The sequence below is a fragment of the Vibrio sp. V38_P2S17PM301 genome (assembly GCF_009904845.1).
Taxonomy (GTDB): Bacteria; Pseudomonadota; Gammaproteobacteria; order Enterobacterales; family Vibrionaceae; genus Vibrio; species Vibrio proteolyticus.
Genome location: NZ_WXWO01000031.1, coordinates 25,820 through 39,315, shown reverse-complemented (window position 1 = coordinate 39,315; position 13,496 = coordinate 25,820). Strand labels below are relative to the sequence as shown.

Here is a 13,496-nt window from a genome sequence, read left to right as displayed (position 1 = left end):
GCTCGGGTGTGGGTTTACGCTGACTGGCGAAAGAGATCAGTGAACAACTTAGAGACCATCAAAATAATTAAAATATTAGTCAGCATCAGTAGTGGTGTTTCTATTCGGTATACGGGCGTGAGATTAAGGGCTCCAGACGTCAGCACCACCAGCAGGTTAACGCCGAGAATCCGGTGGATCATCAGTTTTGGGGTAGAAAACACCGTCCAGATAACCACTACGTTAACGAAATAAAACAAAGCCAACTGCCACAGTTCGGTCATCAACGGCATGATAAAAATGTATTGCAACAAGATCACCGATCCTGTGCCTATCACGCCGAAAAAGGCGTCTTTTATCACGCTAGGCGGCAATGTCGGTACAATAGACGCAAACACACCGGCAATCATTGGAAAAATAAACCCACCGGGCACCGGTAAATAAATCCAAATCATTAACGACACGACGAACATGGCGACGCCCTGCAACACTTTGCGTCCGTCTTCGTTGAGATGTTGTACAAAGCTTCGGTGCTCTTGATGCCAGCACAAAGTGCGTTGGCTGTTCGCTTCGGCCAGAAAGTGGCCCACCAGCGAGGTTTGAGGCGCAGTAATGTCGAAGCTTTCTATCTGCTTGGCTAGCGTGGTCCAGTCGATCCTGTGATCGTCGTTATTATGCTCTTCTTGGTGTGCTATATCGCTTAGGCGTGCCTGAAGTTGTGCCATTTCATCAATACGTGTTTTCCAACTGCGTTGATGCTGTTTTAGCCGATAAGCCCCGGTTTTAGGCAAACGAATCAGTTGAGACAGCTTATTGATGTTATCGGCGTTGGCTTCCAGTGCCTGAATGTCTATTTGGTGGCGACTGTTGATCGCATCGAGTAACGTTTGCCGACTGGTTTCGAAACGTTGAAAGAAATGCTGCTCTGTATTCACAGGCCACATCAACCGATACACCAGCGAAAACGTTGCGACGCCCAGCAGAGTTTCTTGTAAGCGCAGCACCGCAAAGTGGAATGTTGCCTGGTTATCGAACCCGCCCATACAGGCAACGATTGAGCACACCGCAAAACCGATAGAAAAGATATAACCGTATTTTTCGTCGCTGGACATAAACAGGCATAGCGCGAGAAACAGCGTGAAGAAGGTCAGAAACAAGAACTGGTTCTGTGAAAACAGCGCAATCAGGAAGAAAGCGTAACCGGTCCCCAGTACCGTGCCTGCCAGTCGGTTATGCCCTTTGCTTATTGAGTGTGCAAAGCTTTCGTTCAATGCCATCACGGCGACCGCAATCGCTGCCCAGTAGGGTTTTTCCCATTGAAACCATAACGCCAGGCTGATGGATAGCACGATGGCGAGCGCGGCTTTGATCGCTTCTTTGGTTGAGGCACTCAACATGGCCATCTCCACTTAGTGTTTGATGATTTTAACGGATGCGGTCATGCCAACTCGAAGTTGCAAGGTGTCAGGCACTTGCTCAAGCTGAATTTTAACCGGTATACGCTGGGCCAGGCGAATCCACTGGAAGTTTGGGTTGACGTTCGGGAGCAGATCGTTGCCAGTGCTGCCATCTTGCTTTGCAATGCCGTAACCAATACTTTTCACTTTGCCTTCCAGCACGATGTCGTCGTGCGTCATCAGTGTCACGTACGCGCTGTCTTGCGGATCCACGCCAACTAAATCGGTCTCTTTGAAGTAACCTTCAATCCAGAAACTGTTTTCATCGATCAGAGCAACCACCGGAGTATTGGCCACTACTTGTGAGCCGACACGCAGGTTGAAATTGGTAATGTAGCCATCTGTTGGCGCATGCACTTGCGTGAAATCTAAGTTCAGGCGCGCTTCTTCGACGTTCGCTTTGGCTAACTCCACATTGGCCGCGGCGGTTTCTACGGCGTTGTTCAGGTTGTTCAACGTCAGTACTGGCACTGCACCTGGAGTACGTTTCTCCAGTTTCCGTGCACGCTGTGCTTCATTTTTTGCTTTTGCCAGTAGCGCTAACGCCTGTTTTTCACTGGCCAGTGCTTTGTGATAGGCCGCTTTGTAGAGGCTGGCATCAATTTCAAACAGCAGGTCGCCTTTTTTTACTTGTGAGTTGTCCTGGGCATAGACTTGTGTGACTTGCCCGGTTACTCGAGGAGTCACAGAAACGATATAAGCGCTGACCTGACCATCGCGTGTCCAAGGGTGGCTGGAGTACGTTTGGTACAGGTTGTAGCCTACGACACCTGCGGTGCACATCAGTATCAGAGTGAAGAGATAACGTTTAATCACAGTAACTGCCTCAAAAAATGGTAATGAATTGGCCAATAACACCAATAAAAATGACGATTAAGCTCAGTTCTGCCAGAGCGGGAAAAGCGATGTATTTGTACAACCCAAGCTTCGCGGCGGTGGTACCGACCAAAATGGTCAGAAGATACGCTAATGCGACAACCAGCAATAAGGGGGGAAAGTAGACTTCTCCCCAGACGAGTTCATGTGGCATTGAGTTCATGGTTTTTCTCTATTGGTTTGATGAATAGAAAGATAAAGCCATTTATCCTTGATATGATAATCGCATATGTAGGATCCAATCCTACATGATGATGTTATATTGACCATTAGAGAGGGTTTTGATCGCTTTTTAACCCAAGAATATGCGTTTTGACTTGGTTTGGATGTGAGAAAGATGGAGTAAGAAAAATGCAGTTTAGTTTTGAACAATTGCTCGCGTTTGTCACAGTGTATGATGTGCGCTCTTTTAGTAAGGCAGCGGCAAAATTAAGTAAGCACCGAACAACGATTGGCCAGGTGATCACAAACCTCGAAGATTTGCTGGCGGTCCGTTTGTTTGAGCGAGTGGGGCGCTCTGTCGAACCCACCGAGGATGCGCATTTGCTGTATCATTATGCCAAGCAGACCATCGAACAGGCGCGTACTTTTGACAAAGTTGCATTAAGTCTGGCGTATGGCGGGCTGGAAAATATCAACATTGCATACTCCAGCGTCATTCCGCATAACTTTCTGGTGTTGATTCGAATGCAGCTGGCGGTTGACTTTCCGATGATGCGGGTGAACTTTCTGGTCCGTAATAAAAGTGAGATAAAACAGGGCCTGCAAAGTGGTGAGTATCATTTCGGGCTGGTGAACGTACACGATAGTCAGGCCATGCACAGTTTAGACTCCACGTTTTTGGGGCATTTCGAGTTTCTCCCCTTCGTGCAGAAAAACGGGGATTTGGCGGCTCTGGCGCCTGATGAGGTATTGATGGCGCTGCGAAATTCCAAACAATTTGTACTGCGCTCTCTGCTGCAAGAGGGCATGAGCGAAAAAATCATTGTCAGTTCCAACTACGAAGAAGTGGACCAACTCGCCTTGATCATCAAAATGGTCGAAGCCGGGTTAGGGTGGTCTATTCTGCCGAAAACGTTCGCTCATTCGGAATTCTCGGATCACGCTATCCAGCCAGTGAACACATCGGCCATGTTAGAGGGGTACAAATTGGCGGTGGGGCTTTGGTGCCCGCCATCCAAGCAGATCAGCGAAGTGAAGCCGTCGATCATTAAGGTGGTGGAAGAGTATCGTCAAAAACTGCTGACAGATTTGAATGCGTAGTCTGATAGAGACACCGATTGGGTGCGGTGATGGTTGATAAGGCAGTAAAAGCCGCTTGCGCGGCTTTCGTTTATCTGAATCAGGATTGCAGGGCTTTTTCTGCTAGACGTTGGGCAGCCGCCCGGTGGCGTCGCATTAACTGGTTGAGATCAACGCCGATCACTTCACCATTGAGCACGCGCCAGTGACCGGCGATCATCACCCGGTCAGCTTGCTGAGCACCACACAGCAGCAGCGCGGCAAGAGGATCATGGCTGCCGGAAAAGCGAATGTCATCAAGCTTGAACATTGCCAGGTCGGCTTGCAGACCGATCGCTAGTTCACCGATATCGCTTCTGCCCATTGCCTGCGCTGAGCCTTTGGTCGCCCAACGCAGCGCATCAAGGTGAGACACATTCGCCGAACCGTATTGCAGCCGCTGCAGATACATGGCCATGCGTACTTCCGCGATCATATTGGAACCATCGTTGGATGCAGACCCATCGACACCAAGGCCGACTTTCACTCCGGCGGCTTCCAGCTCATTGTTCTTACAGATGCCGGATGCCAGCATCATATTGGATGTAGGACAGTGGCTGACACCAACCCCGGCCTTGCCTAAGCGGCGAATTTCTTCAGCGCTGAAATGGATACCGTGCGCCAGCCAGGTGCGCTGATTTAGCCACCCGACATCTTCCAGATAATCGACGGGGCGCATGCCAAAACGCTCGATACAGAAATCTTCTTCATCCAGTGTTTCACACAGATGGGTGTGCATCATAACCCCTTCCTGAGAGGCGATGTATGCGGTTTCTTTCATCAAATCCGTGGTAACAGAAAACGGTGAGCAGGGCGCCAGTGCAATCTGGGTCATCGCACCGTCATGATGTTGGTGGTATTGGCGAATCAGACGGTAGCTGTCATCGACAATCGCTTGTTCGGTCTGAATGGTGTGACGAGGCGGTAAACCACCATCGTCTTCCCCCAGGCTCATGGAGCCACGGGTAAAAATAGCGCGCACTCCCAACTTTTGAGCCACTTCGACTTGTAAGTCGATAGCGTGTTCCAAACCGCCGGGCAATAAGTAGTGGTGATCAGACGCGGTGGTGCAGCCAGACAGCATCAGTTCAACCAGTGCCAGTTCGGTGGCGACGCTCATCATTTCCTCGTCCAGATTAGCCCAGACGGGATACAGGCTTTTTAGCCAGTGGAACAGCTCTTTATTGAGTGCGTCCGGATAGGCGCGGGTAAGTGTCTGATAGAAGTGATGGTGGGCATTAATCAGACCGGGCGTGATCACATGATGCGATGCATCGACAGTGTAATCAATGGTATGAGAGGGAGATTGATGTTTGGCAATCAATTCGATGATCTGATTGCCTCGTATTACCAAGCCACCACGCGCATCCTGAGAGTTGCCCGTGTAGATGGCGAGTGGATTCTTAATCCAAATGGTTTCCATTCATAAATATCCTTAGCCGTATCAACCATTGCAGGGGAGACGGTCTTTGCTCCTTAGACTGGCGATAATGAACCAGTGTCGGGAGTGAATAGTCAGTGAGTTTTGCCAACGGGCCAGAAGGCCCGATGGCTCCGTAGTTGCTATGAGCAACTAATCTTGTTGTGGTTTCAGCGTATTTGCGTTCTGTGCATCCGATACTTCGGCTGCCTGTGACTTGCGAGCAATGGCTTCCTGAACCTGAGCGCGGCTCTCTTTCAACGCTTCACGCTCTTCTTTGCGAGTCGATTTTGGCAGTAACTGATGCAGCAATACAGTCACGATTGTGCCAGTCGTAATCCCGGAGTGGAGGAAGTTGGCCAGATCATGAGGCAGATGCTGCAAGAGACGCGGTTCAAAGGTCACCGCCAAACCGGACGCCAGGCCGACACACACCACCAGAGCGTTGCGTTTGGTATCGGCGGCTTTGATCAGCATACGTATACCGGCATAAGCAATCATCCCGAACATCACAAAACCCACACCGCCGAGCACGGGCTTGGGAATGGTGACCGCAATGGCGGCCAGTTTCGGAAACAGGCCTCCGAGGATCAACAAGCCACCGGTGGCGGCAACGACGTAGCGGCTGGCGACGCCGGTGATGCCTACAATTCCGACATTCTGGCTGAATGATGCCAGCGGCATGGCGGTGAGCAAAGACGCAAGCGTGCTACCAAGGCCATCGCCAAGCAGGCCGCGTTGTAGATCTTTGCCGCTTACTTTGGTGTGACAGTTATTCGCCAGCGCCATGAAGTCTCCGGTCGCTTCCGCGATAACGACGATGTAGACCAGACTCATACTGATGATCGCGCTGGTGGAAAAACTCAGACCGTACTTCAGGGGTTCCGGTCCGCCTATCCAGGCAGCGGTGTTGATTTGTTCCAGATTGACCATGCCCAGCGATAAAGCGACGAGGTAACCGCCAGCCAGGCCAATCACGATCGCAGAGGCCGCCACCGCCCCGCGGCAGTACACGGAAACCGCAACAACAATTCCAAGAGACACAATCGCCAGGAACAGTTTCGGCAGTGTGGCGAACTTGTCACTGGCCGCGGGTGCGTCACCAACCCAGTTCATTGCCACTGGCAGAATGGTCAAGCCGATCAATGTGACTACCACACCGCTGACCAGAGTAGGGAACAGTTTGCGCACCCGATCCATGTAAAAGCTGGCAAAAATGACCACGAATGAACCGATCAGCGCCGCGCCCATGATGCTGCCGACGCCACCTTCTTTGCCTATGGTGATACCAACACCGAGAAAAGCGAAGCTTGAGCCCATGACAACAGGCAGTCTTATGCCCACAGGTCCGAAGCCGATGCATTGTGCGATGGTGACGACACCAGAAGCCAACAAGGCTGCGTTGATTAAAGAAACGATTTCCTGATTCGGAAGGCCGATGGACGCCCCGACGATCAAAGGGACGGCAACGATGCCGCCGATGGAAGCCAACATGTGCTGGAGTGCCAATAGCAGAGTAATGCTGCGTGGCGGACGTTGATTGAGCGTATACAGAAGTTTCATATGTTGTTCCTCAGAGAGTGAGTCTGTTTGGGTTCTCTGTTGTTCTCTCGTTGAGTCGGCAATCTATGAACTACAAACTGCGTAGTACATGAAATTTGGGTACACGAAACCAGCCAGAGAGTAAGACTCCGGGCTGGTGAACGTGTGAATTATTTTTTGATTGTAATTAACCGATGTAGACCAGTTTGGCGATGAAGATCACCGTCAGTGCGTACATCGAAATTGAAACGTCTTTGGTTTTACCAGTCGACACTTTCAAAACCGTGTAGGTGATAAAACCGAGCGCAATACCGTTCGCGATAGAGAAGGTCAGCGGCATCATCAGGGCAGTGATCGCCGCTGGGGCGGCATTGGTGAAGTCTTTCCAGTCGACATTCTGCATACTGCTCATCATGACAAAGGCGACATAAATCAGAGCGCCTGACGTGGCATAGGCTGGAATCATTCCGGCAATCGGAGAAAGGAAGATCGCAGCAACAAATAAGAGCGCGACGACAATCGCAGACAAACCGGTACGCGCGCCTGCAGAAACGCCGGCGGCACTTTCCACATAACTTGTGACCGGAGGGCAGCCAACACACGCGCCAGCAACACTGGAAATACTGTCTGCTTTGAGCGCTTTGCTCAGACCTTCAATTTTACCGGTTTCCTTGTTGACCAGATTGGCTCGTTCGGCCACGCCCATTAAGGTACCCGCGGTATCGAACATATTGACGAACAAGAACGCCAGGATCACGCTGATCATTGATACGTTCATCGCACCCGCGATGTCCATCGCCAGAAACGTAGGAGCAAGGCTTGGCGGCGCAGAGAAAAAGCCGTTGTAGTGAACCAGCCCGAGCATCATGCCAATTAACGTCACGCTGAGAATCCCAATTAGTACGGCACCAAACACACGGCGCTCACTTAAGATGGCAGTGATCAGAAACGCAATCGCGGCTAACAAAGCTTCTGGTTTCGTGAAGTCACCCAATGACACCAGTGTGGCCGGGTTATCAACGACGATCCCTGCGGTTTTAAGGCCGATGAGACCAAGAAATAAGCCCACCCCGGCTGTCATTGCATAGCGCAAGCTTTCTGGAATGCTCTCAATGATCCACTGACGCACTTTGTAAAAGCTCATGCCGACAAACAGCACCCCGGAGATAAACACGGCGCCCAGTGCGACTTCCCAGCTGTAACCCATTTCACTGACCACAGTGAAAGAGAAAAAGGCGTTCAACCCCATGCCCGGCGCTAAGCCGACAGGCCAGTTGGCAAACAAACCCATAAGCAAACAGCCAATGGCAGCACCAATACAGGTTGCGACAAACACCGCGCCGGCATCCATCCCGGACGCAGCCATAATTTGTGGATTGACGAAGATAATGTAGGCCATGGTGGCAAATGTGGTTGCACCACCGACTAACTCGTTTTTTACGCTGGTCCCATGCGCCTTTAGCTTAAAAAAACGCTCAAGAAAGCCCTCTGGCTGGCCCTCGCTCAGCACATCCGCTTTGCTTTCATTCATGTCAGCAAGTCCTTTTAAATGTATTTCCTTTAAATTGAATACAACCTGACTTCAATTCTCCCAGTGATATCTAGTCCCTGACGCTATTAGTTGTTATTGAAATCAGCTGCCACGATAAGTGGAAAAGCTGTAAGGCGAGACGAGTAGCGGGACGTGGTAGTGACTGTCTTCACTGATGCCAAAACGGATCACCACGTCATCTAAAAAAGCAATGTCACCGATATCCACACCTTTAGCGCGATAGTAGTCAGCGACATAGAAGGTGAGCTGATATTTTCCGGCGACGAACTCATTGCCCTCCAGCATTGGACTGTCTGTCCGGCCATCGAAGTTGGTGGTGACATCTTTGATGTATACCAGTGAACTACCGTCTACTTGATGCAGTTCTACTTTGATTTCCGCCCCCGGAGTACCATGCATTGTATCCAAAACATGTGTGGTTAGTTTTCCCATAATTTACGTCAGCGCGTGGCGCTCTCCTTAGCTTTGATTGAAAAACTTTGTATACAAGAGGTGGTGCTTTTCTCTTGCTGATAACTATATATGTACACAAAATACTCGGTTAGTAAAGTCGTTTGTTATGTAAATGTTACGCGTATTTTTGCTTGTATGATGACTTTGTGAACTGTGTCAAAGCAGTATTTTATCATGCTTTACCCCTAATTGTTTGATATAAAAGGATGTTGTTGAAGAAGTTAACTTTAACAACAAAATCTTTACATTAAGATAAATTATTGTATACAATGTTTAGGTAAGGTTTGGTTGGGCGATACGGTTTCGCCCCATATTAAGGAGAGCCTGAATGGATAAGGACTATTCAAGAAACCTCATTGGCTACGGGCCAAATCCTCCACATCCTAAATGGCCTGGGGATGCCCGAGTTGCCGTTTCGTTTGTCCTGAATTACGAGGAAGGTGGAGAGCGCTGTGTTCTTCACGGAGACGATGAGTCAGAAGCGTTTCTGTCCGAAATTCCCTCCGCACAACCCCTGAAAGGGGAGCGACACATCAGCATGGAATCGATTTATGAATACGGCAGTCGTGCCGGTGTGTGGCGGGTATTAAAGTTATTTGATGAGTACAACATTCCATTGACTGTGTTTGCGGTTGCCATGGCGTTTGAGCGTCACCCTGCTGTGGCAAAAGCCATGGTGGAAGCCGGACATGAGATTTGCAGTCATGGCTATCGATGGATTGACTATCAATACACCGATGAATCTCAAGAACGTGACCATATGATGAAAGCGATTGAAATTATTCAATCCGTTACCGGGTCACGCCCGCTGGGATGGTACACCGGACGAACCGGACCGAATACGCGACGTTTGGTCGCGGAAGAAGGGGGCTTTCTCTATGACTCTGATGCTTATGACGACGACTTGCCATACTGGCATACCGAAGCTGGACGCCCTCAATTGGTGATCCCGTATACGCTGGACGTCAACGACATGCGCTTTGCGACCGTTCAGGGCTTCAATTCCGGCGAACAGTTTTTCCAATATCTCAAAGACACGTTCGACACTTTATACGCTGAAGGCGAGACAGCGCCGAAGATGATGTCAGTCGGTTTGCATTGTCGTCTTATTGGTCGTCCGGGTCGTATTGCATCACTGCGCCGCTTCCTGGATTACGTCAAGCAGCACGACAAGGTATGGCTGTGTCGACGCATCGATATTGCACGCCACTGGCATGAACATCACCCTTATCAACTGAATCAGGAGCAGTAACATGACACAATTTCGTTTTTGCAAACCGACCCAAATGGCGCGCGAGGAGTTTGTGTCTCACTTCGGTGATGTGTACGAACACAGCCCGTGGGTGGCCGAAAAAGTCTATGACCAGGGCTTGTCGCAAGAAGACAATGACATCGAGAATCTTCATCTGAAAATGGCCTCCACTTTGTTGACGGCACAACCCGAACAACAACTGGCTCTCATTAATGCTCACCCGGATTTAGCCGGCCGCGCCGCGGTCAACGGTGAACTGACGGCAGCTTCCACCGCAGAGCAGGCGGGAGCGGGCATTGATCAGTGTTCACCCGAGGAATTTGAAAAATTTACTTATTACAACAACAGCTACAAGGATCGCTTCAACTTCCCTTTTATCATGGCAGTAAAAGGGGCCAATCGTTACCAAATTCTTGAATCGTTCGAGATGCGATTAGGCAATGATAGTGAAACTGAGTTTGTTACGGCGCTGAAAGAGATCAACAAGATCGCCTTTTTCCGCCTCTGGGATATGTAAGTCGCAGAGTCGGCAGCTATCTCATGCCAGTCATAAACAGCAGAGGAGCGAATTGGTTCACTGCTGTGGGGTACCTGTCTGAGCAGACGTGAAGCAGGTACAAACTCGTTTTTATTATTAATTGGATTAATTGGAAGGATGACGGAAATGTCCTTAGATTTTGAACAATACATCAACCTCGCAGACGACAAACTGGGCGCTCAGGCGCTGTACGCTACCGATGACTTTTTCGCAGACAAAAGCCGTCTGTTACGTCGGGAAGCACCAGTATGGAAAGAAGCGGTGTTCGATGACAATGGCAAGTGGATGGACGGTTGGGAAACCCGACGTAAACGCGGAGAAGGCTACGATTTCTGTGTTGTACGCTTAGGTTTAGCCGGAACGATTGCGGGCGTAGATATCGATACCAGTTTCTTTACTGGTAACTTTCCGCCTTCGGCCTCGCTGGATGCGTGTTACTCACCACAAGGCGATCCGGACGATGCCACACAATGGGAAGAGATCCTGCCGTCACTTAGTCTGGCTGGCGACAGCCATCACCTGCGTAACATCGAGAGCGGTAAAGTGTACACCCATGTGCGCCTCAATATTTACCCAGATGGTGGTGTAGCACGTCTGCGTATTTACGGGACTCCAAGCGTGGATTGGGAAGCGATCGATACCCAGCAACAGATTGACCTGGCTGCGGTTGAGCATGGTGGTCGTGCACTGGCATGCAGTGATGAACATTACGGTAAAACGTCCAATATTCTTGGCCCGGGACGTGGTGAAAACATGGGTGATGGCTGGGAAACGGCACGACGTCGCACGCCTGGTAACGATTGGGTGATCGTGGCCTTAGGTCATGCAGGGAATATCGAACGAGTGGTTGTCGACACCGCACACTTCAAAGGGAACTACCCGGACAGCTGTTCTATTCAGGCTGCCTACGTCAAAGGTGGTACCGACGATCAGGTTGCGACACAAAGCTTGTTCTGGCGTGAATTGTTACCAGCGCAGAAACTCAGTGCACATGAAATCCATGAGTTTGTGTCGCAAGTGAACGATATCGGGCCTGTGACGCATGTGCGTCTGAACATTTTCCCGGATGGTGGTGTTAGCCGCCTACGTTTGTTCGGCACTAAAGCCGGTTAATTCACAGCAAGGGAAGCACTATGAGCAATGGAATTCGCCGTCTGAAAATAGAACCTCTCAATAAAGATGCATTTGCTGAGTTTGGGGATGTGATTGAAACCGAAAACAGTGATTACTTCATGATCAATAACGGTTCAACGCGCCGTTACCACAAACTTGCCAGTGCGGACGTGGCAGATCAGTGTGGTCAGGCCATCCTGAGTATTTTTCAGGCCACACCGCTAGAGTATCCGCTGACGATACGGATGCTTGAACGCCATCCTTTAGGCTCTCAGGCGTTCGTTCCATTGTTTGGGCGACCTTATCTGATTGTTGTTGCGCCGAAAGGCGATCATCCGCAGTTATCTCATTGCCGGGCGTTCATTAGCAACGGACGTCAAGGGGTCAATTACCACAAAGGGGTTTGGCACCATCCGGTTCTGGCGCTGAGTGATCAGGATCAGTTTCTGATCGTTGATCGGGCTGGTGAGGGGCATAACTGTGATGAAGTATTCTTTGACACCGATTTGGTGTCACTGCATCTGGAAGACATTCCGGGCAACAGCAACAAGGAAGAGATACAGCGAGACGTGGTCTCGCTGTAATACAGGAGTTTTATTATGGATCCACATATCACGGAGTGGTTGAATCTGGCGATTCGCTGGGTTCACATGATAGTCGGCATCGCCTGGATTGGTGCGTCGTTTTACTTTGTCTGGCTTGAGAATAACCTCAACCGGGTTAACCCTAAAACCGGTTTGTCCGGTGACCTATGGGCTATCCATGGTGGAGGAATTTACCATCTGGAAAAATACAAACTGGCACCACCTCAAATGCCAGAAAACCTGCACTGGTTTAAATGGGAAGCGTACTTCACCTGGATAACCGGTATCGCTTTGTTGTTCGTGGTGTACTACCTGAATGCAGAGATTTATCTGATCGCTCCAGGATCGGGGCTAACGCCGGGCACGGCCGTTGCCATCGGTGTCGGTGCATTGGTTGCCGGTTGGTTTATATACGATTTGTTGTGTGACTCACCACTTGGAAAAACACCGGCGTTGCTGGGGCTGGTGCTGTTTGTGCTTTTGGTTGGCGCAGCGTATGGATTGTCTCAGGTATTCAGTGGTCGCGGTGCCTACATCCACGTCGGCGCGATCATCGGCACCATCATGGTCGGTAATGTCTTTCGCGTTATCATGCCTGCTCAGCGCGGCTTGGTGAAAGCGATTGAAGAAAACCGCGAGCCCGATCCGTTGCTTCCGGCCAAAGGCTTGTTGCGTTCACGTCACAATAACTATCTGACGTTACCGGTACTGTTTATTATGATCAGTAACCATTTCCCGAGTACTTACGGTTCAGAATACAACTGGGCGATTCTGGCCGGTCTGGCGGTATTCAGTATTCTGGTGCGTCACTACTTCAACACTCGTCATGGAAGTCAGAAGTATGCGTGGACCATTCCGGTGGCGGCATTAGGGATGATTACACTGGCTTTTATTACGTCACCGTATGCCAGTCAGTCATCATCAGCGCCGATTGCGAAAGTGGCCACACAAAGCAGTCAAGTGTCTGATGAGGCACAAGCATCCGCAGGCACCAAGGCTCAACCGGTTTCTCATGACGCAGATGTCACCGAGCATGGGATCGCTTTTGCTAAGGTCAATGAAGTGATTCAGGAGCGCTGCTCAGTCTGCCATTCTGCGAATCCGACTCACGCTGCGTTTAAAACGGCGCCAGCAGGTGTCATTCTGGATACCCCGGAAGAGATCAAAAATAATGCACCAAGGATTATTGCTCAGGCGGTTGCCACTAAGGTAATGCCGTTGGGTAACCTGACTCAAATGACCGATGATGAACGAGCCCTCATCGGGAATTGGGTAGAGCAGGGCGCGAGTATCCAGTAGCGTCGGCTCAGGATCTGCCGCTTAGGCGGCAGATTGCGCTGCTTGGCAGCGCACTTAACAATCTCTCGTCATTTCGCACACCTTTCTGCGCCCCGGCCCCTGTCCGGGGATTTTTTATATTAAGCCAATAAGCGAGTGTAGAAAGCCTTG

General features: G+C 50.3%; 12 protein-coding genes and 2 pseudogenes. 7 read left to right on the top strand and 7 right to left on the bottom strand.

Annotation, left to right across the window (positions count from 1 at the left end; translation table 11 throughout):
• Positions 1 to 14: 14 nt before the first annotated feature.
• Genes CAG64_RS07380 through CAG64_RS07370 form a run of 3 tightly spaced genes read right to left on the bottom strand, consistent with a single transcriptional unit; the run spans position 15 to position 2,475 of the window.
• Complete coding sequence (locus CAG64_RS07380; protein WP_161457713.1) at positions 15 to 1,376, bottom strand: FUSC family protein; 1,362 nt, start codon at positions 1,374 to 1,376, stop codon at positions 15 to 17.
• Positions 1,377 to 1,388: 12 nt separating this feature from the next.
• Positions 1,389 to 2,252, bottom strand: coding sequence for an efflux RND transporter periplasmic adaptor subunit (locus CAG64_RS07375; RefSeq protein WP_161448994.1), 864 nt, complete (start codon positions 2,250 to 2,252; stop codon positions 1,389 to 1,391).
• Positions 2,253 to 2,262: 10 nt separating this feature from the next.
• Positions 2,263 to 2,475: a DUF1656 domain-containing protein gene (locus CAG64_RS07370; protein WP_161448996.1), complete on the bottom strand. Its 213-nt coding sequence runs from the start codon at positions 2,473 to 2,475 to the stop codon at positions 2,263 to 2,265.
• A 188-nt stretch (positions 2,476 to 2,663) separates the two neighbouring features.
• On the opposite strand from CAG64_RS07370, the gene CAG64_RS07365 reads away from it, so the two are divergent.
• On the top strand, positions 2,664 to 3,575 hold the full coding sequence (locus tag CAG64_RS07365) for a LysR family transcriptional regulator (RefSeq protein WP_161448998.1): 912 nt from the start codon (positions 2,664 to 2,666) through the stop codon (positions 3,573 to 3,575).
• Positions 3,576 to 3,654: 79 nt separating this feature from the next.
• On the opposite strand, the gene CAG64_RS07360 is transcribed toward CAG64_RS07365, so the two are convergent.
• From CAG64_RS07360 to uraH, 4 genes are all read right to left on the bottom strand, one after another.
• Complete coding sequence (locus CAG64_RS07360) at positions 3,655 to 5,016, bottom strand: 8-oxoguanine deaminase (protein ID WP_161449000.1); 1,362 nt, start codon at positions 5,014 to 5,016, stop codon at positions 3,655 to 3,657.
• A gap of 150 nt (positions 5,017 to 5,166) precedes the next feature.
• Complete coding sequence (locus tag CAG64_RS07355) at positions 5,167 to 6,576, bottom strand: nucleobase:cation symporter-2 family protein (RefSeq protein ID WP_161449002.1); 1,410 nt, start codon at positions 6,574 to 6,576, stop codon at positions 5,167 to 5,169.
• A gap of 166 nt (positions 6,577 to 6,742) precedes the next feature.
• A complete protein-coding gene (locus CAG64_RS07350; RefSeq protein WP_021705120.1) occupies positions 6,743 to 8,086 on the bottom strand; it encodes an NCS2 family permease in 1,344 nt (447 codons plus the stop codon).
• 102 nt (positions 8,087 to 8,188) lie between these two features.
• Positions 8,189 to 8,539, bottom strand: a complete 351-nt coding sequence (gene uraH, locus CAG64_RS07345) for a hydroxyisourate hydrolase (protein WP_040902503.1) — start codon at positions 8,537 to 8,539, stop codon at positions 8,189 to 8,191.
• A gap of 349 nt (positions 8,540 to 8,888) precedes the next feature.
• Here uraH and puuE point away from each other — a divergent pair, with 349 nt between their 5' ends.
• From puuE to CAG64_RS24075, 6 genes and pseudogenes are all read left to right on the top strand, one after another.
• The gene (gene puuE / locus CAG64_RS07340; protein ID WP_161449004.1) at positions 8,889 to 9,812 is read left to right on the top strand and encodes an allantoinase PuuE; all 924 of its coding nucleotides are present in this window, start codon (positions 8,889 to 8,891) and stop codon (positions 9,810 to 9,812) included.
• A 1-nt stretch (position 9,813) separates the two neighbouring features.
• Entirely contained in the window at positions 9,814 to 10,329 is a 516-nt protein-coding gene (uraD, locus tag CAG64_RS07335) for a 2-oxo-4-hydroxy-4-carboxy-5-ureidoimidazoline decarboxylase (RefSeq protein WP_021705123.1), read from the top strand.
• A gap of 147 nt (positions 10,330 to 10,476) precedes the next feature.
• Positions 10,477 to 11,463, top strand: coding sequence for an allantoicase (gene alc / locus CAG64_RS07330; RefSeq protein ID WP_161449006.1), 987 nt, complete (start codon positions 10,477 to 10,479; stop codon positions 11,461 to 11,463).
• A gap of 20 nt (positions 11,464 to 11,483) precedes the next feature.
• Positions 11,484 to 12,047, top strand: a complete 564-nt coding sequence (locus tag CAG64_RS07325; protein WP_161449008.1) for an ureidoglycolate lyase — start codon at positions 11,484 to 11,486, stop codon at positions 12,045 to 12,047.
• Positions 12,048 to 12,062: 15 nt separating this feature from the next.
• Positions 12,063 to 12,956: pseudogene (locus CAG64_RS07320) on the top strand (urate hydroxylase PuuD); the annotation flags it as partial.
• A gap of 144 nt (positions 12,957 to 13,100) precedes the next feature.
• A pseudogene (locus tag CAG64_RS24075) lies at positions 13,101 to 13,346 on the top strand (urate hydroxylase PuuD); the annotation flags it as partial.
• Positions 13,347 to 13,496: the final 150 nt, after the last annotated feature.